Source organism: Novosphingobium flavum (assembly GCF_014230315.1).
Taxonomy (GTDB): domain Bacteria; phylum Pseudomonadota; class Alphaproteobacteria; order Sphingomonadales; family Sphingomonadaceae; genus Novosphingobium; species Novosphingobium flavum.
Genome location: NZ_JACLAW010000010.1, coordinates 67,240 through 88,247, shown reverse-complemented (window position 1 = coordinate 88,247; position 21,008 = coordinate 67,240). Strand labels below are relative to the sequence as shown.

Sequence of the window (21,008 nt, the reverse complement as noted above, 5' to 3'; positions counted from 1 at the left end):
ACCAGACATGCTGACCCTGCCCAACATCCTCACCCTGTCGCGCATCGTCACGGTGCCGGTGCTGGTGTTCCTGCTGTGGTGGCCGGGCTGGGAGGCGGGCTATCTCGCCGCTTTCGCGGTCTACAGCCTGATGGGCGTCACCGACTATTTCGACGGGTACCTTGCCCGCGCCCAGGGAGCGGTCTCCCGGCTCGGCATTTTCCTCGATCCGATCGCGGACAAGATCATGGTCGCCGCCGTGATCCTCGTCCTCGCGGCGCAAGGCGTCCTGCGCGGGCCCTATGTGGGCGACATGCACGTGATCGCCGGCCTCGTGATCCTGCTGCGCGAGATCGCGGTTTCGGGCCTGCGCGAATTTCTCGGCGGGATCCAGGTCTCGGTCCCGGTGTCGAAGCTGGCCAAGTGGAAGACCACTTTCCAGATCATCTGCCTCGGCGCCCTGATCCTCGGCAAGGGCGCGCCGTGGTGGAACGTCACCCTGCTGGGGCTGACCGTGAACCTGCCGCACACGGTGGGCCTCACCACGCTGTGGGCCGCCGCCGCGCTGACCGTGATCACCGGCTGGGACTATCTGAGGGTCGGCCTCAAGCACATGGATTGAGGGCGCGCGCCGCTCTTTTGCTTTGCAGCATGGCGCTTTGCCGCCGGCTCTGCTAGGGGCGGCCGGTTCGCGGGTGTGTATACGCCCGCCTTTTCCGGACTTCAGGCCGGATTTCTGCCATTTCCCCGCGCGGAACCGTTTCGCGCAGGCCTTGCCAAGATAGAGTCGCATGCCCTTTACTTCCCTGCCGCGTGCCCTTGCCGGTGCGCTCGAACAACGCGGCTATTCCGCGCCCACCCCCGTCCAGGCCGCCGTGCTGGAAGAGCAGGCGCGCGGGCGCGACCTGCTGGTTTCCGCCCAGACCGGGTCGGGCAAGACCATCGCCTTCGGCCTCGCCATGGCCGAGGACCTGCTCGGAGGGGCTGACAAGCTCGGCCAGCCGGGCGCGCCGCTCGCCCTCGTCATCGCCCCCACGCGCGAATTGGCGCTGCAGGTCAGCCAGGAGCTGACCTGGCTCTTCGCCGAAGCCGGGGCCCGGATCACCACCTGCGTCGGCGGGATGAACCCCTCGGTCGAACGGCGCGCGCTCTATCAGGGTGCCCACATCGTCGTCGGCACCCCGGGCCGCCTGCGCGATCATCTCGAGCGCGGCGCGCTCGACCTTGCCGCCCTGCGCTTCGCCGTGCTCGACGAGGCGGACGAGATGCTCGACATGGGCTTCCGCGAGGATCTCGAGGAAATCCTCGACGCCACGCCGGAAGGCCGCCGCTCGCTGCTGTTCTCGGCCACCATGCCCAAGCCGATCGCGGCCCTGGCCAAGCGCTACCAGCGTGACGCCCTGCGCATCTCGACCGTGAGCGAAGAACGCGGCCACGGCGATATTTCCTATCAGGCGCTCGCCGTCTCGCCGTCCGAGATCGAGCATGCCGTGGTCAACCTGCTGCGCTTCCACGAAGCGGAAACGGCGATCCTGTTCTGCGCCACGCGCGACAATGTCCGTCACCTCCACGCCACCCTGGTCGAGCGCGGCTTCGCTGCCGTGGCCCTCTCGGGCGAGCACAGTCAGAACGAGCGCAACCAGGCCCTCCAGGCCCTCCGCGACGGCCGGGCACGGGTCTGCGTGGCCACCGACGTCGCAGCGCGCGGGATCGACATTCCCTCGCTCAGCCTCGTCGTCCACGTCGAGGTGCCGCGCGATGCCGAGGTGCTACAGCACCGCTCGGGCCGCACCGGGCGCGCCGGGCGCAAGGGCACGGCCGTCCTGATCGTGCCGTACCAGCGCCGCCGCCGGGTCGAGATGATGCTGCGCTCGGCGCAGGTCCAGGCCCAGTGGGTTCCGGTGCCCAGCGCCGAGGCGATTCGCGCTCAGGACAATGAGCGCATGCTCACCGCCCTGCTTCAGCCGGTCGAGGCCGGGGAGGGCGATCTCGATCTCGTTCAGCGCCTGCTGGCCGAGCGTTCGCCCGAGCAGATCGCCCTGTCGCTCGTCCAGGCCCACCGCGCCAAGCTGCCCGAGCCGGAAGACATGGCCGAGCAGGACGAGCCGCGCGGCCCCGTCAAGCGCGAAGGGTTCGACGACGTCGCCTGGTTCCGCATGGACATCGGCCGCCGTCAGAACGCCGATCCGCGCTGGCTCCTGCCGCTGCTCTGCCGCCGCGGCCACATCACCCGCAACGAGATCGGCGCGATCCGCATCGGCCAGAACGAGACCTATTTCCAGGTTCCCAACGCCGTTGCCCGCAAGTTCGCCGACGCGGTCAAGCGCACCTCGAACCCCGATGCCGAGGACGAAAGCGGCATCCGCATCGAGCAGTCGGCCGAAGCCCCGCGCGAAATGGCCCGCGAGAATCGGCGCGACCGTTCGAACTCCGACGGCCCCCGCGAACGCCGCGGCCCACCGCCCCAGCCCCACCGCAAGGGCCCGCGCCCGGACGGCCCCCGCGGCGAAGGCAAGCCGCGCGGTGCTTACCACGCCAATCATCCGAAAAAGGGCCCGCGCGCACCGCGCTGACGGCCTCACAAAAACGGGCGCCGCGCTTGCGGCTATCACGCGGGGCAATGTTCCGCGTGATACCACCGTATGTGGAGCAGGCCTGAAAACACTTCTATGCAGGCGATGTCGCCTACCCCGATGGCCTCATATGCTTGTGGGCCCATCCGGAAATGGGTGCTCCCGCTTAAGTCCAGGGGATGGTCAACCGTTACGGAATAAGTGACTGATTTGCTGGTCCTTTGCTTGTGACGTTCGGTGACCACTCTGCGGTAAATAACATCTGGGTGGTCGACCCCAAGGGCATTGGTGAAATGCATTGTCGACCAGATCAAAGGGGCGGGGCCCATAAAGCAGAAAGGGATGCTGAACAGTATTGTCGTGACCATGTGGTTTCTGGGCCGACCAACGAATTTAAATATCAAGTAAGAAATTGGTAGGCTGGCAATGACCGAGACAGCTAGGGGAACTTCCCAGTCGATTGTTTCGAAACGCAACGTTGCCCGCAACGCCAAGGCAAGTGGTCCAAACAATACGTAAATGAAAAAGGCGTCGTTGCCTTCCTTCGGGGCGACCGCTCTTGGAGCGCGGCGCGATAACCATATGAAGGCTGCCGTCGCGCTTGCCGACAGGGCGCAAAAAAACAAGACCAGCCAGTTCGGTGACCCGGGCCACAAACTCACTCCAACTTGGGCCGCGAGCAGCACCCAAAAGGAGGCATTTGTTTGTGATCGGGCGGCTTTCATACTTGCTCACTGATTGAGTGGATCAGCCTGCCCTGAGTTCTTCCGCCAGCAGCTTGAACTCGTCCGACCGGGGCGAATTCTTGCGCCAGACCAGCGCGATCTCGCGGTTGGCCGTGTCCGACTTCAAGGGCCGCGCGATCACGTCGGTGCCGTTGAGGATCCCGGCGTCGACCGCCATTTCCGGCAGCATGGTCAGCCCCAGCCCATTGTCGACCATCTGCACCAGTGTGTGCAGGCTGGTGCCGATCATCGTTGCCGAGGCGCGCAGTTCCGGGCGGTTGCAGGCGGCCAGCGCATGTTCGCGCAGGCAATGCCCGTCTTCCAGCAGCAGCAGGCGGTTCTCGTCGATCAGGTCGGGCGAGACCTCCGCCGGCGGATCGCGCGGCCAAAGCTTTTCTGAAAAAGAGTCCTTGGGAAAGGCGACATAGAGCGCGTCCAGCTCGATCGTCTCCTTTTCCACCTCTCCCGTGGGGTAGGGCAGGGCGAGCAGCACGCAGTCGGCCCGGCCGTGGTGCAGCGATTCGATCGCCGCCGCGCTGGTTTCCTCGCGCAGGTAGAGTTTCAGGCTCGGCCGCTCGCGGCGCAGGCGCGGCAGCATCCGGGGCAGCAGGAACGGCGCGATCGTCGGGATCACGCTCATCCGCATCTCCCCGGTCAGCGGCTGTCCGCTCGACTGGACGAGGTCCGACAGTTCCTCGGCCTCGCGCAGGATGCGGTGCGCCTTGGCGACCACGGCATTGCCCAGCGGGGTAAAGCGCACCGCTCGCTTGGTCCGCTCGACCAGCACCACGCCCAGCAGCGTCTCAAGGTCGCGCAGCCCGGCCGAGAGGGTCGACTGCGAAACGAAGCTGGCCTCGGCGGCGCGCCCGAAATGCCCATGCTCGTGCAGCGCGACGAGATATTGCAGCTGCTTGAGCGTGGGGTGGTAGACGGTCATTCGGCCGCCTGATCCTCGGTCCCATCACCGGCCGCTTCGGCTGCCGGAGCGCCTTCGTCCAGCAAAGCTTCGTCCGCCAGGGCCTCATCCACCAGCTCGCCATCGACCGAGATGGCGATGTCCGGCCCGCGATGCTCATCAATGCCCTCGGCGGCGGCGGCGTCGGCCCGGGCGCCCATTTCCCCGTGGATCTCGTCGATGTGAGTCATCTTCAGCCTGCCGCCCAGCACGGCGAAGGCGAGCTTTCCCTCCACCAGCTCCAGCGCGTCGCGGCCGAATTGCTCGAAGCGCCAGCCTTCCAGCAGCGGCAGGTTCTTGCGCACCCCGGCGGCCAGCAGTTCGAGGTCGTCCGACCGGGCGAGCAGCCTTGCGGCCACGTCGATCTCGCGGGCCCGGATCTTGAGCAGCAGCTTGAGCAGGTCGGCCACCAGCGCTCCTTCCTTGCCCAGCGGGGCGCCGCGCGGGGTGCGCGCGGGCATCTCGTCCTCGGTCAGGGGCTTGGCATTGGCGAGCGTATTCATCAGGCGCTTGCCGATCTCGTTATCCTTCCACCCGGCCGAAAGCCCGCGCACCTTGGCAAGGTCGCCCTGCTGCTTGGGCGGGTGGCTGGCGATGTCGGCCAGCGTTTCATCGCGGGCGATGCGGCCGCGCGGAATGTTCTTGTCCTGCGCCTCGTATTCGCGCCAGGCCGCGATCGCGCGCAGGCGGCCGAGCATGGCGGGATTGCGCCCGGCGGCGCGGATGCGCTCCCACGCCGCACCCGGGTCGTTGCGGTAGTTCTCCGGATCGGCGAGCTTTTCCATTTCCGCATCGAGCCATTCGCCGCGCCCGGTCTTGATCAGGCGCTTGAGCATGCGGGGAAAGATCTTGGCGAGGTGCGTGACGTCGCCGATCGCATATTCGAGCTGGCGCGCGTCGAGCGGCCGGCGCGACCAGTCGGTAAACCGCGCGCCCTTGTCGACCGCGATGCCGAGCCACGATTCGACGAGGTTGGAATAGCCGATCTGTTCCGACTGGCTGATCGCCATCATCGCGATCTGGGTGTCGAAGATCGGGTGCGGCGTCTTGCCGGTCAGGTTGTAGACGATTTCCACGTCCTGCCCGCCGGCATGGAACACCTTGAGCACCTCCTCGTTGTCGACCAGCAGGTCGAGCAGCGGGGTAAGGTCGATGCCCGGCGCCATCGGATCGACGGCCGCAGCCTCGTTTACATCGGCGATCTGGATCAGGCACAGCTCCGGCCAGTACGTGTTCTCACGCATGAACTCGGTGTCGACACAGATGAAGTCGGCCTTGGTCAGCCTTTCGCACAGCTCGGCGAGGGCTTCGGTGGTCGTGATCAGAGGATGTATTTTCATCGTTCACTTCTGTATGGGCCCGTGCGGGCCCGCGGCTTGACAAATAGACAGCCATCGCCTGTTAGCCGCCCAAATTGCCCCGTGCCCGATCGCGGGCCGAAAGGAAAGAGTTGTCATGCATTCGCCCGCGCATCCCTATCGTTCACACACCTGCGCCGGCCTTTCCAGCGCGAACGTCGGCGAGACTGTGAAGCTGTCGGGCTGGGTGCACCGCAAGCGCGATCACGGCGGCGTCCTGTTCGTCGACCTGCGCGACCATTACGGCATCACCCAGATCGTGGCCGACGCTGACAGCGCGGCCCTGCCGCTGCTCGAAGGGCTGCGCGTCGAAAGCGTCGTCACGATCGACGGCTTGGTCAAGGCGCGCAGCGCGGCCACGGTCAACGCCAACCTGCCGACCGGCGCGATCGAGGTTTACGCCCGCGAGGCCACGGTGCTCTCCCGCGCCGAGGAACTGCCGATGCCGGTGGCTGGCGAGCAGGAATATCCCGAGGATATCCGCCTGCGCTACCGCTTCCTCGACCTGCGCCGCGAGACGCTGCACGCCAACATCGTGCGCCGCACCAAGGTCATCTCGGACATGCGCCGCCGCATGGAAGCGGCCGGCTTCACCGAATATTCGACCCCGATCCTCACCGCCTCCTCGCCCGAAGGCGCGCGCGACTTCCTCGTGCCGAGCCGCATCCACCCCGGCAAGTTCTACGCGCTGCCGCAGGCCCCGCAGCAGTACAAGCAGCTGCTGATGGTCGCCGGTTTCGACCGCTACTTCCAGATCGCCCCCTGCTTCCGCGACGAGGACCCGCGGGCGGACCGCCTGCCGGGCGAGTTCTACCAGCTCGACCTCGAGATGAGCTTCGTCACCCAGGAAGAGGTCTGGGAAACGATGGAGCCGGTGATCGGCGGCGTGTTCGAGGCCTTCGCCGAAGGCCGCTCGGTGACCCCGACCGGGCAGTTCCCGCGCATCCCCTATGCCGAATCGATCCTCAAGTACGGCTCGGACAAGCCCGACCTGCGCAATCCGCTGCTCATTTCCGACGTCGGCGCCCACTTCACGACCTCCGGCTTCGGCCTGTTCGAGAAGATCGTCGGCTCGGGCGGCGTGGTCCGCGCCATCCCGGCGCCGAACACGGCGGAAAAGAGCCGCAAGTTCTTCGACGAGATGAACGACTGGGCCCGCGCCGAAGGCTATGCCGGGCTCGGCTACGTCACCCGCAAGGGCGGCGAATTCGGCGGCCCGATCGCGAAGAACCACGGCACCGAAGGCATGGAAAAGCTCTATGCCGAGCTTGGCCTCGGGGCTGACGACGGCCTGTTCTTCGCCGCCGGCAAGGCAGACCAGGCGGCCAAGCTCGCCGGTCTCGCCCGCACCCGCGTCGGCGAACAGCTCGGCTTGATCGAGCAGGACTGCTTCAAGCTGTGCTGGATCGTCGATTTCCCGTTCTACGAGTGGGACGAGGACAACAAGAAGGTCGAATTCAGCCACAACCCCTTCTCGATGCCGCAGGGCGGGATGGAGGCCCTGACCCATCAGGACCCGCTGACGATCAACGCCTTCCAATACGATCTCGTCTGCAACGGCTTCGAGATCGCCTCGGGCTCGATCCGCAACCAGAGCCCGGAAACGATGGTCAAGGCCTTCGAACTGGTCGGTCTCACCAAGGAAGACGTCGAGGAGCGCTTCGGCGGCCTCTACCGCGCCTTCCAGTACGGGGCCCCGCCGCACGGCGGCATGGCCGCGGGCGTGGACCGCATCGTCATGCTGATCTGCGGCGCGCAGAACCTGCGCGAAATCACGCTGTTCCCGATGAACCAGCGCGCCGAAGACCTGCTGATGGGCGCCCCCAGCCTGCCCGAACCCCGCCAGATGCGCGAACTCCACCTGCGCGTGGTCGAACCGCCCAAGGCCTGACCCCACAAAAGATCCTCCCCGTTTTCACGCAGTGCAAACGGGGAGGGGGACCACGGCGGCCCAGGCGTCGTGGTGGAGGGGCAGCCGGTGCTGATCGCACTGGCACCGCCCCGCCTTTCGTGCATTCTCCCGCCATGGCCCAGCACGTCTCTCTCATCACCCTGTCGGTCGCCGACCTCGCCCGCTCGCGCCGGTTCTACGGCGAAGGCTTCGGCTGGGTGCCGGTCTTCGAGAACGACGAGGTCTTGTTCTACCAGATGAACGGTTTCGTCCTCGGCCTCTGGCTCGGGGCGCCCTTCAATGCAGATCTGAGGCGCGAGGACGGCGCTTCCAGCGGTTTCGCCCTCGCGCACAACGTCGGGGGGCGGGACGAGGTCGATGCCCTGCTGGCCCACCTCTCGGCGCATGGCGGCCATGTCCTGCGCCCGGCCGATGCGCCGCCCCATGGCGGCTGGCGCGGCTATGTCGCCGATCCCGATGGCCATGCCTGGGAAATCGCTTGGAATCCCGCGTGGAAGGTCGACGCCGAAGGGCGAGTCACCTTCGGCGTGTGAGCCATGCCGCCGGGTGGCCCGGCAAGGGGCGCCGCCGCGCGGGGCAACGCAATTTCCCCAGCCCTCCGCGCTTTTGGCCGCGATCCTCTTGCCATGCGGCAAACCGCGCATTAGGGCGACACCCGAGTTTTTCATCTCCCGTTCACGAGAGGACTATCCATGAGCGACACCGCCGACCGGGTTAAGAAGATTGTGGTCGAGCACCTCGGCGTCGAGGCTGACAAGGTCACCGAAGATGCCAGCTTCATCGACGATCTGGGCGCTGACAGCCTCGACATCGTCGAGCTCGTGATGGCCTTCGAGGAAGAGTTCGGCGTCGAGATCCCGGACGATGCTGCCGAGAAGATCAGCACCGTCTCCGACGCGATCAAGTACATCAACGACAACAAGGGCTGATCGGCCCCATATCCCGTTCACACCTGCCAGCCTTGGCAGCGGACCGGGTTCGGACAGGCTCAGCCCTTAACGGGTTGGGCCTGTTGTCTTTCCGGGCCCATCTGCTGCCGATCCGGTCGGACCGCTTGTCATTTCACGGCGGATTGCCATTTTCCACAGGGCGTTTACGGGAACGAACAAGAATAACCGGAGCAATCGCATGCGTCGTGTCGTCGTAACCGGCCTTGGCCTTGTCACCCCGCTGGGGGCCGATGTCGAAACCGTCTGGGCCAACCTTATCGCTGGAAAGTCCGGCGCGGGGCCGATCACCAAGTTCGACGCCAGCGATCAGAAGTGCAAGATCGCCTGCGAGGTGAAGCCGGCTGACCATGAATATGGCTTCGATCCGAACAAGCGCGTCGATCACAAGGTCCAGCGCCAGGTCGATCCCTTCATCATCTACGGCATCGATGCCGCGGGTCAGGCGATCGAGGATGCGGGCCTCACCGACATGGACGACGCGATGCGCCTGCGGGCCGGCTGCTCGATCGGTTCGGGCATCGGCGGCCTGCCGGGGATCGAAAGCGAATCGCTTATCCTTGCCGAAAAGGGCCCGGGCCGCGTTTCGCCGCACTTCGTCCACGGCCGCCTGATCAACCTGATCTCGGGTCAGGTCTCGATCAAGTACGGCCTGATGGGTCCGAACCACGCGGTCGTCACCGCCTGCTCCACCGGCGCCCACTCGATCGGCGATGCCGCGCGGATGATCCGCGACGACGATGCCGACATCATGCTGGCGGGCGGCGCCGAAGGCACGGTCTGCCCGATCGGGATCGCCGGCTTCGCCCAGGCCCGCGCGCTCAACTGCAGCTTCAACGACCGGCCCGAGCAGGCCAGCCGCCCTTACGACAAGGACCGTGACGGCTTCGTCATGGGCGAGGGCGCGGGCATCGTGGTGCTTGAGGAATACGAACACGCCAAGGCGCGCGGCGCGAAGATCTACGCCGAAGTGGTGGGCTATGGCCTGTCGGGCGACGCCTATCACGTCACCGCCCCGCATCCGGACGGCGCGGGCGCGGAAAATTCCATGCGCATGGCGCTCAGGAAGGCGGGCATGGGGCCGGGCGACATTGACTATGTCAACGCCCACGGCACTTCGACCATGGCCGACACCATCGAACTGGCCGCGGTCAAGCGCGTGCTGGGCGATGATCTCGGCGGCGCCTCGATGAGCTCGACCAAGAGCGCCATCGGCCACCTGCTCGGCGGCGCCGGCGCGGTGGAGACGATCTTCTGCATTCTCGCCATCCGCGACCAGATCGTGCCGCCCACCCTCAACCTCGACAATCCGGATGAGGGTACCGAGGGCGTCGATCTCGTGCCGCACACGGCCAAGAAGCGCGAAGTGCGCGCCGCGCTGAACAATTCGTTCGGCTTTGGCGGCACCAATGCCAGCGTGGTGGTGAAGAAGATCTGATCCGGTGTTTCGTCGCGGCAAGCTGATCGCGCTCGCCGCGGCGGCGCTCGCGCTGGTGTGGCTGGTGGGCGGCTGGTACGCCCCCGGCCCGCTGGGCAAGGACGCCGAACTGATCGTGCCCGGCGGCTCGAGCCTCGCCGCCGTGGCCGACCGGCTGGCGGAGAAGGGGGCTGTAACCTCGGCGCAGACCTTCCGCCTGCGCGCCCGCATCTTCGGCGGCGGCGCGCCGATCAAGGCCGGGTCGTTCCTGCTGCCGGGGGGCGCCAGCCAGTCCACCCTGCTCGACATCCTTCAGGGCGGGAAGGTGATCCGCCGCTTCGTCACCGTGCCCGAAGGCATGCCCTCGATCATGGTCATGGAACGGCTCGCGGCCCAAGGCGACCTGACCGGCACCATTTCCGCGCCGGAAGAAGGCTCGGTCCTGCCCGACACCTATGAAATCTCGATCGGTGAGCCGCGCGGCGCCGTGATCCTGCAGATGCAGGCGGCGATGCAGCGCACGCTCAAGGAACTCTGGGCCAAACGCTCGCCCCGCACCGTGGCGAAAACGCCGGAGGAAGCGCTCGTCCTCGCCTCGATCGTCGAAAAGGAAACCGGCAAGCCGTCAGAGCGGGCGATGGTCGCGGGGCTCTATTCCAACCGCCTGCGCAAGGGCATGATGCTTCAGGCCGATCCGACGATCATCTACCCGATCACCAAGGGCAAGCCGCTCGGCCGCCGCATCCGCCAGTCCGAGATCGCCGCGGTGAACGACTACAACACCTATTCGATGGTTGGCCTGCCCAAGGGCCCGATCACCAATCCGGGCCGCGCCTCGATCGAGGCCGTGCTGAACCCGGCCGAGACCGACGCGCTCTACATGGTGGCAGACGGTACCGGCGGCCACGCCTTCGCGGGCACGTTGGACGAGCACAACCGCAACGTCGCCAAGTGGTTCGCCATCCGCCGCGCGCGGGGCGAGATCTAGCGCAGCGTCCCGTCCGCGCGGCGGGCGCGGGCATAGGCCAGTTCGGCAAGGCCGATCACCGCGATCACCAGCGGAAAGGCCACGGTGCCGATTCCTTTCTTCGCGATCAGGCCATAGCCGAGGAAGGTCCAGCCGAACTGGATCACGACCGCCACCAGCGCCAGCGCAAACAGCGGCACCGCCAGCCGGCGGCGCATCAGCAGGGCAATCGCCGCCGCCGTCCCGCCCCACACCGCCGCGGCATAGGCGCTCCACGCCCACCACGGCATGGCGCGAAAGGCATCGGCCGTGATCGGATCGGTCCGGGCGAGGGCATCCAGATCGGCGCTGGACTGGGCGAGGTAGGCGCCGTCGCCGGTCAGGTTCCACACCAGAAATGCCAGGCTGATCATGCGAAAGCGGGTCATGGATAGTCTTTCCCCCATTCATCCGCCTCTGATAGTGAACCGGGCCATGACATCGCGCAATGGTCAGCCCGGTGGCCGATAGCAGGCCGGCTCCCTTCATCGTCACGGCCGAACTGCCGCGCGACCTCTTCGCCTGGGCCGACGGCCTGCGCCGCGCCCACTTCCCGCCCGAGCGCAACAAGCTGCAGGCCCATGTCACCCTGTTCCACGCCTTCGCGCCCTCGCTGCGTGATGAACTGCTGCCGCTGCTCAAGGCCATTGCCGCGCGCCATGCCCCGGTTCCGGCCCGGCTGACGGGCGCCCTGATGCCGCTCGGCACCGGCACGGCGCTGGCTCTGGAAAGCCCGGCGATGCTATGCCTTCGCAGCATGGTTGCAGAGCACTTCCACGGCGCTCTCACCGTGCAGGACCAGCACGAGCCGCGCCTCCACATCACCGTGCAGAACAAGGTCGAGCCCGCCGCGGCCAAGGCGCTCCAGCGGCAGCTTTCCGGCACTTTTCCGGCCCGCGACTTTACCTTCACCGGCCTCGGTCTCCACCTCTACCTGGGCGGTCCGTGGGAAGCGGCCGGGATCTTCCCGTTCAGGGGCAAAGAGATGGTTGACCGCGCGGGCCGGTGAAGCTAGAGGCCGCGCCTGCCCAGCGAATCCGCGGGGGCAGCCCTTTCGGGGCGGAGTAGCTCAGCCGGTTAGAGCAGCGGAATCATAATCCGCGTGTCGGGGGTTCGAGTCCCTCCTCCGCTACCAGAAATCAAGCACTTAGCGACGGCGCGCAGAGCGAGTTTACAGACGAGTGTAAACTTTCGCGCCCGCGCGGCCCTTCGTCGAGGCTGAGCGCGGGGCATAGCCGGCAGCGCGGCAGAATAGGTGATGCGCCTCGAGTTTTCGCCCGCAGCGGAGGCAGACCTTGTGACGATTGCCAGCTTCATCGCGCGGGATAACGCTTCGCGCGACATCGGCAGCATTCTTTCGACCAATTGGTTGGGCGGTCCGAAACGGCTGCTGTAGCACTGACAAGGCCAAAAGCTGCCGTTGATACAGCCAAGCTTTTGGCAAGCGCCGAACGGCGCTAAGGATGGCCGGCGGCACTGTCCCTACCGTTCATTTTGTTTAGGGGCGCTAGCGCGGGCGTGCTAAAGCAAGGCCCTGATCTGGTGGCGGCCCGAAGGTAGGCGCTGGTTCCCCGGGAAACGGCTTTCGCTGCGCGAGCCTCCGGTCTTCTGAGGCTTCGGCCATGGAATTTCTCACGCCTTTGCGTCCCGATACCACCAGCAGTCTTGGCATGGCGCTGGTCATGTCCTCACCCACTCCGCTGGTCCTGCTGGACGAGAACCTACAAATCCATGCCGCTAGCGGTTCGTTCTGCCGGTCCTTTTCCCTTGCTCTTGGCCACACCATCGGTCGCTCAATATTTGCACTGGGCGATGGTGAATGGAACATCCCCCAGTTACGCTCGCTGCTGGATGCGGTTGTCGCCGGTCGAGAGGCAATCGAATCATACGAAATCGACCTGGTCCGACAGAAACAGGAGACGCTGAAACTTATACTCAGCGCCCACCTGCTCAATCTGCCTATCGGCGAAAAGCGCTATATCGCGCTGGCCGTATGCGACGTTACCGAGGCACGCAAGGCCGAGCGGATCAAGGACGATCTGGTGAGGGAAAAGCAACTGCTGTGGCTCGAACTGCAGCACCGTGTCGCCAACAGCCTCCAGATCATTGCCAGCGTTCTGATGCAGAGCGTGCGTCGTGTGCAGTCCGAGGAAACCCGCACGCACCTGCGTGATGCACATAACCGCGTGATGTCGGTCGCCACACTGCAGCGCCAGCTTGCGCTCAGCGACTCCACCGACGTTGCCATCGGCCCCTATTTCACCGACTTGTGCAGCAGCATCGGCGCTTCGATGATCGGCGATCCGGCGGCGATCCGGCTGACCGTGCACACCGATGCGACGGTGACCAGCAGCGCCGTTTCGGTCAGCCTTGGCCTGATTGTAACCGAGCTTGTCATCAATTGCCTGAAGCACGCCTTCCCCGAAGACGGGCGAGGGGGCACGATCGAGGTCGACTACCGCTCCGCCCCAACCGGCTGGAGCCTGACCGTGAGCGACAGCGGGGTCGGGCTGGTGGCGGGGTTCGATCCAGCCAAGGCTGGTCTTGGCACCGGGATCGTCAACGCCCTTGCCAAGCAGTTGCAGGCCAAGGTGACCATTTCCGACAATGGTCCCGGAACTCAGGTGGCGATAACCTGCAATTTGTAGTTGAGCGGCTGATTCCCCGGTCTTTCCGGAACAACCACCCGACTGGGGCGATACAGGTAGTTCGAGTTGCAGACGCTTCGCGCCCCCGAGACGGAATTCGAGAGCCGACCAAATGGGTCAGCCGCCGTGTCCTGTCGTGCTCTATGTGCAGGACGAAATCCTGATCCAGGCCATGGTATTCGATGCCTTCGCGGGTAGTGGTCTCGACTTGCTCGTCGCCGACAGCGCCGAACAGGCATGCACTCATGCCGGGTGATCCGCAGGTCCAGATCAGCGGCCTGATCACTGATATCAATCTCGGCTCCCCTATGACCGGCTGGGATGTTGCCCGCCTCGCAAGAAACAGCGTCGGTAACTTGCCTGTGGTCTACGTCAGCGGGGCGAGCAGTCACGAATGGCCGGCGCAGGGCGTTGCCGATAGCCTGATGAAGTCTTTCGCGCCGGTTTGCCTGATCGAAGCCATTGCCTCCCTGCTGCGGGCAGGCACCAGGTAAACGGGGTGACGAACCTTGGGGGCGGTGCGGCACGAATTTTTCGATCGTGCATTAGTCAATATCCGAATGATTTATTAGATTATGGATTATGTCAGGCGATAATATTCAAATAATGGGCAGTGTGATTCAGAATCGGAAACTAATTAATGTTCTGCACGTTGTGTCCGTGAGGAACGTGCATCCGCCGTTTCCGGAGCAATCCACATGCGTAGGCATCTTTTTACGGCGAGCATCGCCGCCATAGCCCTTGTTCCATCAATCGCTTACGCGCAGGATAGCTGCGAACGCCAGAGGTCCACCCGCGTAGTAGGAACTGTGGCCGGTGCTGGCATCGGGGCGGTCCTTGGCAACGTGATCGCAGGCCGCGGCGACAAGACGCTGGGTACGGTCATCGGCGCTGGGGTCGGTGGGGTGATCGGCAACCAGGCAACCAAGCCGAGCAGCGATTGCAGCCATGCCTATGGCTATTACGACGAACAGAACCGCTGGCACGCGACTGCGGTCTCGGCAAACGACGCCCGCGGCTACTATGACCGTGACGGGCGATGGGTCGATGGTACGCCCGATGGCTATTACGATGACGGTAACCGCTGGGTCGCCAGGAGCGGCAGTGGCGGCGCCTATGCGTCGGGCGGCTGGGTGCCGGCATCGGCCAATGGTTATTATGACCGCAACGACAACTGGATCCCCGGCTCCGCCGAAGGCTACCGCAATCCCGATGGTCGCTGGATGGCGAGCAACACCCGTACGGCCCCCGACGGGCGGTCGAATGCCTATGGCTACTACGATACGCGCGGGATGTGGCACGCCAATACCGACGCCGATCGGCGCTCGACCGGATATTACGATCGCAACAACGCCTGGGTCATCGGCGCCCCGAACGGCCAGTACGATACGCGCGGCAACTGGGTTCCCCAGCGCGGCGACGGCACTCCGAGCGGTAGTTACGATAGCCAGAACCGCTGGATCCCGTCGTCGTCCAACGGCTATTATGACAGCAACAATCAGTGGATCGCCGGCAGCGCCAGCGGCTATTACGACCAGCGCGGCCAATGGGTCGCCGGCGCCACGATCGGCCGTTACGATACTCAGGGACGCTGGATGGCGGGCGAACAGGCCGGTCATCGCGATCCAGCTGGAAACTGGATCGCCGATGCCCAGCCCGGCTATTACGGGGCTGACCGGCGCTGGCATGTCGGTGCCTCCACCGGCTATTATGATAGTCGGGGGCGCTGGATATTCGCTGATGGCAGGATGGCGTCCGCCCTCTCCGGCCCGGTGCTTGAACAACTTGCCAGCCTTGAGAATTACGCCCGCTCACCCGAGAGCTTCCGCACAGTCGGGCGCGGCAGGACGATGGGCGCCTTGCGGGAACTGAACCTAATCCGGGCGAGCGAACGGCGCATGCGCCATGATCGCGACGGTAACCTGTCCAGCCGCGACGAAGCCTCGCTGCAGTTCCGGATCGACCGTGTGCGTGCGAGCCTGCGGATGAGGCCATCGTGATGAGCGGCTCACGCTTCTCCACAACGGCTGCCATGTCAGTGTTGCTTGCGACAGCGCTGGCAGGCTGCGCCACCACGCGCCCGCCCGATACGAACGGCACCCGGATGGAGGCAGAAGCGGGACGATCGAGCGATTTGGCCAGCAAGAAGGGCGCGCTCGCCGATCAATGGAAACGTGGCGACAAGATGATGTCCGAGGGCAACAGGCAGGTTGCCGACGCGCAGGCCAAGGCAGCCGGGGCATCGCGGGATCTGGCGAAGTACGGCGAACGTACCGAGCAGGCACAATCCGCACAGCGGCAAGCTGCGACCCTACTAGCTCAAGGTCAGGACAAGGTCGCGGAAGGAAGGCGCCTCAAGACCCAAGCCGAGCAGCAGTTCACTTTCGCTCCCTCGGTTCCTGCGGCGCCATAGCCGGAGAACGTACCGAATGCTCTCGAAGTAGTGACCCTATCGGCCACGAGCTTGATCGCGCACCTTGCGGTCATACCGCGCGGCGATGACCGACCTCGGATGGGAGCAAAAAGCGAACAATCGCTGTGAGAGCAGCCATTTGCCCGTGCGGAGGCGGGAGCGTGCCATGCTCCGCTTCCGACGGATGAAGACGCTGCAGAAGTTCGGGTCCGTTCACGCCCCGGTCCACAACCATTTCTCTCAGGAACGCCACCTCGTCAGCAGGGAAGTCTACAAACAGGGACGCTCGGCGACAAAGTGCTTTCCCCGCGGATCGCGCATCATGCGGCACGGCCCATCGAAGAAGGCCTTGACCACCCCGCGCAGCTGCGCCGCGTGTGAGGCGTGGGCGCCGGGCTGCATTTCGGTCAACAGCGCCCGCGCTTCGACCTGGCTGATCCAGTGCTCCCAGATCGCCCGGTACAGGGCCTCTTTCGTGCCGAAGTGATAGGGCAACTGGCCCAGATGGACGCCGGCTGCGGCCGCGATGTCGCGCATCGTTAGGCCGGCGAAGCCATGCTCTGCAAAAAGCGGTTCGGCGGCGCGCAGGATCTGCTCGCGCGTGGGGTGATCCGATGTCGACATATGTGCAGCCTTGGCGGGTGGTTTCGACTCTAATCAATGCTGAGGTATCGCAAATTTCATATTTGTACGCACGTACAAATCGCGTAGAAGGGGGTGTCACTTTCAAAGCGGGAGACGATGCAGATGACAAAATTGAAGGCGCGCATGATCTGCGCGGCAGCCGGGTTCGCCTTGTGGGCACCGGGTTCGGCCGCGATAGCCAAGGCACAGCAGCCTCAGGCCCATCAAGTCATCCCGCTCTATCAGGGCGCGGCGCCTGGCACCGAAGGCTGGACGCAGAAGGAGACCGCAATCGATCTCGAGGGCAAGCGCTTCAACCCGCCCAACCCGGACACCCTAATTGTCAATGTCACGACCCCGACCCTGACCGTGTTCCGCCCTGCGGCGGGCAAAGCTAATGGAGCCGCAGTGATCGTCGCTCCAGGCGGCGGCTTTCGCGTACTCAGCTTCAAGAACGAGGGGCTGCGCGTGGCGCAATGGCTCGCCGACCGCGGCATCACGGCGTTCGTGCTCAAATATCGCCTGAATCCGATGCCCACCACCGCTGGCGGCATCATGCAGGGCATGGACGAGATGATGCGGGCGGCAGCGGCCCGGCCGGGTGCAGCCGCGCCCACCGGCGCTGGCGCACCGCCTCCGGGGCTGACGATGGGGCCGATTGAAAATGGCGCGATCTCGGATGGCCAGCAAGCGATCAAGTACGTCCGGAGTCATGCCGCCCAATACGGTGTGAACCCGGCGAAGATCGGCATCATCGGTTTTTCGGCTGGTGGGGCCGTGTCGAGTGGGGCCACCATCCGCGCAGCCGCTGCTGATAAGCCCAATTTTGTCGGGATCATCTATGCCTTTGCACCCGATGAGCTCTCTCCGGGATTGCCGCCCGCGTTCATGGCCGGCGCTGCCGACGATCCGCTTGCCGCGCGCATCCCCGCGCTGTTCACCAACTGGCTGGCGACCGGCGCCAAGGCGGAGTTGCACATCTATGCCAAGGGTCAGCACGGCTTCGGCACGGCCAGGCAGAACCTGCCAGTCGATGGCTGGCTGGGTGTGTTTCACGCATGGCTAGGCCAGCAGGGCTTCATCCCCAGCACCTACGCGCATTGAGCCAAATAGGCGCCTGGTCAGCCGGGCGCCTTTTCTGCACTTGAGCGAGTATGACATGAAGGTGGCCATTGCCCCCTTTGCGTTTACGATCGGCGCCGGGTACGGCGGCATCGGCGTGTGGAAAGTCACTGCCCTTTCCGGCGGTCTGGAGGATGTCCTGAGCGCACGCGGGGCGGAGCCGGCGCGCAGGCTGTCGCTGACCGACTTCCTATCGGAATGGCGGGTGGAAACCGAGGCTGGCGGCGGTCTGGTCGATCAACCTTTCCAGGCCCGCCATCTGGATGGGATGGTCCGCTGCTATATGTCCGGCAACAAGGTGGTCGGGTTCGGGCACCAACTCGTTCGCGCCTTGGCGGATCGCAAGGCCGGCCCCGCCGGCCCGCGGCTCTATTCAGGTCCGGGCGATGATCGTTTTCAGGGCTTGCGAACCAGCATGGAAAACGATTGGACGCCCGGCATGGTCCGGTTGCTGGGTCTCGAAATCTCGACCTTGCCGGTCATCTGGGACGCCGACTTCCTGCTGGGCCCAAAGACTCCGGATGGCCAGGACACCTATGTGTTGTGCGAAATCAACGCCAGTTCCGTATTCCCAATTCCCGATGAGGCACCCGACGCGCTCGCAGACACCCTGATCTGCCGTCTCAAGGCCGCTGAACGGGCCCGACGGCCGGCGTAAGATCGAACGTGCAAAGGGTGCCCTGTGTGGCGCGATCTATGGGCGAAGCACAATTAGGGCAGCGCCTTTCCCTCCATTGGCGCGGGCGGCGACGAACAGTCGGTCGAGTTCAGCAACGAACAGTCCCGTGCGGGCCCCCGCACGGGTTGGAACGGCCGCCAGCAGTTCATAACCGGCGGCGCCCTTCTGGAAAACAGTGGCCGATCCCGAACCGCAGACGACGTAGATGCGGCCCCTGGCGCGATCGAAGGCTACGTCATCGGCATCACCGCAGGATTTCAGGTCCTGGCGGACACTGCCTGATTGCGCGTCCATCAGTACCAGCCGAGCGGGCCAGCGATAGGCAACGGCGATGGTGTGGGACACCGGGTCGAGCGCGAGCGGAAAGTTCAATTGGTGTCTGGCCGGCAAACGGTTGGCGATGGTCCCGGTCGTCCGGTCGACTACAGCCACGCTGCGATCGTCGGGGAGATTCACGAAAAGATCTGCGCGATCGGAGGCCAGTTGGAACCCTTCGGGATGGACTGGCAGGTGGATGGTCGAGACCACAGCCCGGCGGACCGGGTCGATGAAGGCGATCGCCCCCGATCCATACCCTACTGCCACGAGACCTGACACGGGATCGACCCGGACATTGTCCGCATCATGGCCGAGTTGGATCACACCCGAGGGTAACAGCGATTGGCCGTTGAAGAAGCGGATCGTCCCGTCTCCGCCACTCGCCACCACCAACTCATCGCGGTCGGGCAGATAGGCCAATCCCTGAGGCTCCTTCAGGCCCCCGATGTGGTGCGATGCACCACTGTCAAGGTCGACCGCGTCAACGCTCCCATTCCCCAGTTCCGCCACGAAGATCCGGCGATGTCGCAGATCAACTGCAAGATGGTCGATCCGACCTGCCACGCCGTCGAGCTGAATAGTCCGTTCGATCGTGAGCGGCGCAGAACCGGCGGATACCTGGGCCTTGCCGCAACCCGGCAGCGCCAGCGGTAAGGCAATGGCAAGGGTCCGAAACAGTGGCTTCACTGCATTCTCCGATCGCGTGAGGGCGACTGGTCCGATTCCGAGTGGGACAGATCACAAGTCAGTGCTGGTACGTTCGAAGTCAATCTTGCCGGCGACTACGAACCACCAATGCGCCTGCTTGCTAGAAGAACCCTGTCAGGTTGAAAGAGGCATATCGGACCTCACCGGTCCGGCCGTTGGGAGCCTGCTCGAGAAACGGACCCCGCGCCAGATAGGTTCCGTCCAGCTCGAGGCGGAGCCGGCTGGGCACCAGCCAATGGCGCAGCCGGACGTCAAGCTGGTGGCCCGCGAAACTGCCTGAATTGCCGCTCACGTCGCGCACGCCGGTTGTCGCAAAGGCGTCGTGGCGGTCGGCCAGCCACAGCGCCCGGTACCCGAGAAATGCGTCGAACCGCTTGGTTGGCGTCAGTTCGAGCCGGATGCCCGGGGACGCGACATTGGAGCGCCCAACGGCATTGTAGAGTCCGGCCGGTCCCAGATCGGCGCGCCGCATTCCGAACAGCGGGTCGAAGCGCCCGTAGGTCGTCCCCGTGCCATCGCCACTCGCACGGTCGATCTCAACCAGGATTCGTGGTTTCCAGGCACCGGCAAAGCTGTAGCCGGCATGAACCCGTGCGAAAGTCGCGCTCACGGGCAGGATTGCCGCTCCCGGAGCAAGTGAGGCGCTGATCTCGCCCCACTGGTAGATGCCCTCAAGACCCCAGTCGAACCGCTCGGCGCGCGGTTCGCTGACTAGGCGAAGCCCTACGTTGTTGAGCGAACGGTCCCGTGTTGCCCGGCCCGGAGCGTCCCGCTCGCCGAAGTGCAGGAAACTCGCTTCGGTCAGCAAGGGGCTGCCCTTGGGTTGCCTTGCCAGAAAGCCGCCCCAGAGCACCGAGGCAAAACTCTCCTTGTCCAGGGTGGCGGCATTGTCGCGCAGGGAAGCCCCGTCGTCGGGAAGTCTGGTCTGCGGCAGGACGTAGATCGCTGTCGCCTTGATGCCGCTGCTCGTGGAGACGTCTGCACGGACGCCAGTGAACCCGCTGGTGGTGTTGCGGTAGTCGTCGTTGGCAATCAGCCGGCGGGAGCCGAGATCAAGGGTGAAGCGCCCCAGTTGCAGTTTGGCGCTGGTTCCTCGCCCCAGCGCATCGCCAAGGTTTGCCTGAAGGTAGGCCTGAACCGGCTCGACCGTATTGACCTCGTTGGTCGTCAGCGGCGTACCGCTGTTCGCACCCCACGCGCGGCTATCGTAAACCTCTGCGACAAGTTGCACCGCCCGGTGCGTCAGGACGAATTTCGCCTGGGTGCGCAGCTCGGTCAATTGATCGCTGGCGTTAAAGCCGGCGCGGGCCTGATTTTCGATCGCCTCGTATCGCAGGCGAACGCTGCCCGAGACCAAGAGGCCATCGGATGCGTCTTCTGCGAGTGCAGTCGTTGGCAGGGCAAGCAGGCAAATTGCAGGCAAAAGGGTAGTGTATCCGGCAGACATGCGGCGTCCTTGAAATGGCAATGGACGCGATGCTTGGGCCGGGTAGCCTGAAGGGGAGATCGCATCCCCGGCGGACATATTTCAATGAGCATGAAAAATGTCAACTCATGAAGTAGAGATTGGGGAGGGCACAAGGTTGCGCGGTGCTCTGCGCCGGTTGCATTGCACTATCGTTGC

Annotated in this window: 23 protein-coding genes, 1 tRNA gene and 1 pseudogene; 18 read left to right on the top strand and 7 right to left on the bottom strand. The window is 65.0% G+C overall.

The window, feature by feature from the left end; translation table 11 throughout:
- The first annotated feature begins 7 nt into the window (after nucleotides 1-7).
- Both pgsA and H7F51_RS13550 read left to right on the top strand, forming a co-directional pair.
- Nucleotides 8-601, top strand: coding sequence for a CDP-diacylglycerol--glycerol-3-phosphate 3-phosphatidyltransferase (gene pgsA, locus H7F51_RS13555; protein WP_185664846.1), 594 nt, complete (start codon nucleotides 8-10; stop codon nucleotides 599-601).
- A 169-nt stretch (nucleotides 602-770) separates the two neighbouring features.
- The gene (locus H7F51_RS13550) at nucleotides 771-2,552 is read left to right on the top strand and encodes a DEAD/DEAH box helicase (RefSeq protein ID WP_185664845.1); all 1,782 of its coding nucleotides are present in this window, start codon (nucleotides 771-773) and stop codon (nucleotides 2,550-2,552) included.
- Nucleotides 2,553-2,587: 35 nt separating this feature from the next.
- Here H7F51_RS13550 and H7F51_RS13545 read toward each other — a convergent pair whose 3' ends face one another.
- Genes H7F51_RS13545 through rnd form a run of 3 tightly spaced genes read right to left on the bottom strand, consistent with a single transcriptional unit; the run spans nucleotide 2,588 to nucleotide 5,572 of the window.
- Complete coding sequence (locus H7F51_RS13545) at nucleotides 2,588-3,277, bottom strand: hypothetical protein (RefSeq protein ID WP_185664844.1); 690 nt, start codon at nucleotides 3,275-3,277, stop codon at nucleotides 2,588-2,590.
- A 22-nt stretch (nucleotides 3,278-3,299) separates the two neighbouring features.
- Nucleotides 3,300-4,214: a hydrogen peroxide-inducible genes activator gene (locus H7F51_RS13540; RefSeq protein ID WP_185664843.1), complete on the bottom strand. Its 915-nt coding sequence runs from the start codon at nucleotides 4,212-4,214 to the stop codon at nucleotides 3,300-3,302.
- Nucleotides 4,211-5,572 carry a ribonuclease D gene (rnd, locus tag H7F51_RS13535; protein WP_185664842.1) on the bottom strand — a complete coding sequence of 454 codons (1,362 nt, stop codon included), beginning with the start codon at nucleotides 5,570-5,572 and terminating at the stop codon, nucleotides 4,211-4,213. Before rnd ends, H7F51_RS13540 begins: the two co-directional genes overlap by 4 nt.
- 115 nt (nucleotides 5,573-5,687) lie before the next feature.
- Between rnd and aspS the strand changes: the two genes are divergently transcribed.
- The 5 genes from aspS (at nucleotide 5,688) to mltG (ending at nucleotide 10,854) form a co-directional block, all read left to right on the top strand.
- Nucleotides 5,688-7,481, top strand: a complete 1,794-nt coding sequence (gene aspS, locus H7F51_RS13530; protein WP_185664841.1) for an aspartate--tRNA ligase — start codon at nucleotides 5,688-5,690, stop codon at nucleotides 7,479-7,481.
- Between the two features lie 134 nt (nucleotides 7,482-7,615).
- Nucleotides 7,616-8,035: a VOC family protein gene (locus tag H7F51_RS13525; RefSeq protein ID WP_185664840.1), complete on the top strand. Its 420-nt coding sequence runs from the start codon at nucleotides 7,616-7,618 to the stop codon at nucleotides 8,033-8,035.
- Nucleotides 8,036-8,194: 159 nt separating this feature from the next.
- Nucleotides 8,195-8,431 carry an acyl carrier protein gene (locus tag H7F51_RS13520; protein ID WP_185664839.1) on the top strand — a complete coding sequence of 79 codons (237 nt, stop codon included), beginning with the start codon at nucleotides 8,195-8,197 and terminating at the stop codon, nucleotides 8,429-8,431.
- A 199-nt stretch (nucleotides 8,432-8,630) separates the two neighbouring features.
- Nucleotides 8,631-9,887 carry a beta-ketoacyl-ACP synthase II gene (gene fabF / locus H7F51_RS13515; RefSeq protein ID WP_185664838.1) on the top strand — a complete coding sequence of 419 codons (1,257 nt, stop codon included), beginning with the start codon at nucleotides 8,631-8,633 and terminating at the stop codon, nucleotides 9,885-9,887.
- Nucleotides 9,888-9,891: 4 nt separating this feature from the next.
- The gene (gene mltG, locus H7F51_RS13510) at nucleotides 9,892-10,854 is read left to right on the top strand and encodes an endolytic transglycosylase MltG (protein WP_185664837.1); all 963 of its coding nucleotides are present in this window, start codon (nucleotides 9,892-9,894) and stop codon (nucleotides 10,852-10,854) included.
- Here the strand turns inward: mltG and H7F51_RS13505 are convergent.
- Nucleotides 10,851-11,261, bottom strand: a complete 411-nt coding sequence (locus H7F51_RS13505) for a sugar transporter (RefSeq protein WP_185664836.1) — start codon at nucleotides 11,259-11,261, stop codon at nucleotides 10,851-10,853. The genes mltG and H7F51_RS13505 overlap by 4 nt on opposite strands.
- Before the next feature lie 71 nt (nucleotides 11,262-11,332).
- Between H7F51_RS13505 and H7F51_RS13500 the strand changes: the two genes are divergently transcribed.
- From H7F51_RS13500 to H7F51_RS18970, 9 genes and pseudogenes are all read left to right on the top strand, one after another.
- Nucleotides 11,333-11,881 carry a 2'-5' RNA ligase family protein gene (locus H7F51_RS13500; protein WP_343061291.1) on the top strand — a complete coding sequence of 183 codons (549 nt, stop codon included), beginning with the start codon at nucleotides 11,333-11,335 and terminating at the stop codon, nucleotides 11,879-11,881.
- 49 nt (nucleotides 11,882-11,930) lie between these two features.
- Nucleotides 11,931-12,007, top strand: a tRNA-Met gene (locus H7F51_RS13495).
- A gap of 123 nt (nucleotides 12,008-12,130) precedes the next feature.
- Nucleotides 12,131-12,268 (top strand): hypothetical protein, encoded by a 138-nt coding sequence (locus H7F51_RS18715; protein ID WP_246448402.1) that lies wholly within the window; start codon nucleotides 12,131-12,133, stop codon nucleotides 12,266-12,268.
- Between the two features lie 226 nt (nucleotides 12,269-12,494).
- Nucleotides 12,495-13,520, top strand: a complete 1,026-nt coding sequence (locus H7F51_RS13485; RefSeq protein WP_185664834.1) for a sensor histidine kinase — start codon at nucleotides 12,495-12,497, stop codon at nucleotides 13,518-13,520.
- A gap of 112 nt (nucleotides 13,521-13,632) precedes the next feature.
- Complete coding sequence (locus H7F51_RS13480; RefSeq protein WP_185664833.1) at nucleotides 13,633-13,776, top strand: hypothetical protein; 144 nt, start codon at nucleotides 13,633-13,635, stop codon at nucleotides 13,774-13,776.
- Nucleotides 13,766-14,014, top strand: a complete 249-nt coding sequence (locus H7F51_RS13475) for a response regulator (RefSeq protein ID WP_221774144.1) — start codon at nucleotides 13,766-13,768, stop codon at nucleotides 14,012-14,014. Before H7F51_RS13480 ends, H7F51_RS13475 begins: the two co-directional genes overlap by 11 nt.
- A gap of 315 nt (nucleotides 14,015-14,329) precedes the next feature.
- Complete coding sequence (locus tag H7F51_RS13470) at nucleotides 14,330-15,520, top strand: glycine zipper 2TM domain-containing protein (RefSeq protein ID WP_246448400.1); 1,191 nt, start codon at nucleotides 14,330-14,332, stop codon at nucleotides 15,518-15,520.
- Complete coding sequence (locus H7F51_RS13465; RefSeq protein WP_185664831.1) at nucleotides 15,520-15,933, top strand: hypothetical protein; 414 nt, start codon at nucleotides 15,520-15,522, stop codon at nucleotides 15,931-15,933. The genes H7F51_RS13470 and H7F51_RS13465 overlap by 1 nt, the downstream gene beginning before the upstream one ends.
- A gap of 64 nt (nucleotides 15,934-15,997) precedes the next feature.
- Nucleotides 15,998-16,225: pseudogene (locus tag H7F51_RS18970) on the top strand (DDE-type integrase/transposase/recombinase); the annotation flags it as partial.
- Here H7F51_RS18970 and H7F51_RS13460 read toward each other — a convergent pair.
- A complete protein-coding gene (locus H7F51_RS13460; RefSeq protein WP_185664830.1) occupies nucleotides 16,204-16,557 on the bottom strand; it encodes a TetR/AcrR family transcriptional regulator in 354 nt (117 codons plus the stop codon). The pseudogene H7F51_RS18970 and the gene H7F51_RS13460 sit on opposite strands and share 22 nt — an antisense overlap.
- A gap of 117 nt (nucleotides 16,558-16,674) precedes the next feature.
- Here H7F51_RS13460 and H7F51_RS13455 point away from each other — a divergent pair, with 117 nt between their 5' ends.
- Together H7F51_RS13455 and H7F51_RS13450 are read left to right on the top strand one after the other, a co-directional pair.
- Complete coding sequence (locus H7F51_RS13455) at nucleotides 16,675-17,661, top strand: alpha/beta hydrolase (protein ID WP_185664829.1); 987 nt, start codon at nucleotides 16,675-16,677, stop codon at nucleotides 17,659-17,661.
- Nucleotides 17,662-17,716: 55 nt separating this feature from the next.
- Nucleotides 17,717-18,337, top strand: a complete 621-nt coding sequence (locus tag H7F51_RS13450) for a Cj0069 family protein (protein ID WP_185664828.1) — start codon at nucleotides 17,717-17,719, stop codon at nucleotides 18,335-18,337.
- A gap of 36 nt (nucleotides 18,338-18,373) precedes the next feature.
- Here the strand turns inward: H7F51_RS13450 and H7F51_RS13445 are convergent, their stop codons facing one another.
- Entirely contained in the window at nucleotides 18,374-19,363 is a 990-nt protein-coding gene (locus H7F51_RS13445) for a YncE family protein (protein WP_343061290.1), read from the bottom strand.
- A gap of 121 nt (nucleotides 19,364-19,484) precedes the next feature.
- The gene (locus H7F51_RS13440; RefSeq protein WP_185664827.1) at nucleotides 19,485-20,831 is read right to left on the bottom strand and encodes an alginate export family protein; all 1,347 of its coding nucleotides are present in this window, start codon (nucleotides 20,829-20,831) and stop codon (nucleotides 19,485-19,487) included.
- Nucleotides 20,832-21,008 lie beyond the last annotated feature (177 nt).

What these genes read in the sequence shown, in the direction of transcription:
- pgsA (WP_185664846.1), top strand. Translation starts at nt 8, where the DNA reads ATGCTGACCCTGCCCAACATCCTCACCCTGTCGCGCATCGTCACGGTG.
- H7F51_RS13550 (WP_185664845.1), top strand. Translation starts at nt 771, where the DNA reads ATGCCCTTTACTTCCCTGCCGCGTGCCCTTGCCGGTGCGCTCGAACAA.
- H7F51_RS13545 (WP_185664844.1), bottom strand. Translation starts at nt 3,277, where the DNA reads ATGAAAGCCGCCCGATCACAAACAAATGCCTCCTTTTGGGTGCTGCTC.
- H7F51_RS13540 (WP_185664843.1), bottom strand. Translation starts at nt 4,214, where the DNA reads ATGACCGTCTACCACCCCACGCTCAAGCAGCTGCAATATCTCGTCGCG.
- rnd (WP_185664842.1), bottom strand. Translation starts at nt 5,572, where the DNA reads ATGAAAATACATCCTCTGATCACGACCACCGAAGCCCTCGCCGAGCTG.
- aspS (WP_185664841.1), top strand. Translation starts at nt 5,688, where the DNA reads ATGCATTCGCCCGCGCATCCCTATCGTTCACACACCTGCGCCGGCCTT.
- H7F51_RS13525 (WP_185664840.1), top strand. Translation starts at nt 7,616, where the DNA reads ATGGCCCAGCACGTCTCTCTCATCACCCTGTCGGTCGCCGACCTCGCC.
- H7F51_RS13520 (WP_185664839.1), top strand. Translation starts at nt 8,195, where the DNA reads ATGAGCGACACCGCCGACCGGGTTAAGAAGATTGTGGTCGAGCACCTC.
- fabF (WP_185664838.1), top strand. Translation starts at nt 8,631, where the DNA reads ATGCGTCGTGTCGTCGTAACCGGCCTTGGCCTTGTCACCCCGCTGGGG.
- H7F51_RS13505 (WP_185664836.1), bottom strand. Translation starts at nt 11,261, where the DNA reads ATGACCCGCTTTCGCATGATCAGCCTGGCATTTCTGGTGTGGAACCTG.
- H7F51_RS18715 (WP_246448402.1), top strand. Translation starts at nt 12,131, where the DNA reads ATGCGCCTCGAGTTTTCGCCCGCAGCGGAGGCAGACCTTGTGACGATT.
- H7F51_RS13485 (WP_185664834.1), top strand. Translation starts at nt 12,495, where the DNA reads ATGGAATTTCTCACGCCTTTGCGTCCCGATACCACCAGCAGTCTTGGC.
- H7F51_RS13480 (WP_185664833.1), top strand. Translation starts at nt 13,633, where the DNA reads ATGGGTCAGCCGCCGTGTCCTGTCGTGCTCTATGTGCAGGACGAAATC.
- H7F51_RS13475 (WP_221774144.1), top strand. Translation starts at nt 13,766, where the DNA reads ATGCCGGGTGATCCGCAGGTCCAGATCAGCGGCCTGATCACTGATATC.
- H7F51_RS13465 (WP_185664831.1), top strand. Translation starts at nt 15,520, where the DNA reads ATGAGCGGCTCACGCTTCTCCACAACGGCTGCCATGTCAGTGTTGCTT.
- H7F51_RS13460 (WP_185664830.1), bottom strand. Translation starts at nt 16,557, where the DNA reads ATGTCGACATCGGATCACCCCACGCGCGAGCAGATCCTGCGCGCCGCC.
- H7F51_RS13455 (WP_185664829.1), top strand. Translation starts at nt 16,675, where the DNA reads ATGCAGATGACAAAATTGAAGGCGCGCATGATCTGCGCGGCAGCCGGG.
- H7F51_RS13450 (WP_185664828.1), top strand. Translation starts at nt 17,717, where the DNA reads ATGAAGGTGGCCATTGCCCCCTTTGCGTTTACGATCGGCGCCGGGTAC.
- H7F51_RS13440 (WP_185664827.1), bottom strand. Translation starts at nt 20,831, where the DNA reads ATGTCTGCCGGATACACTACCCTTTTGCCTGCAATTTGCCTGCTTGCC.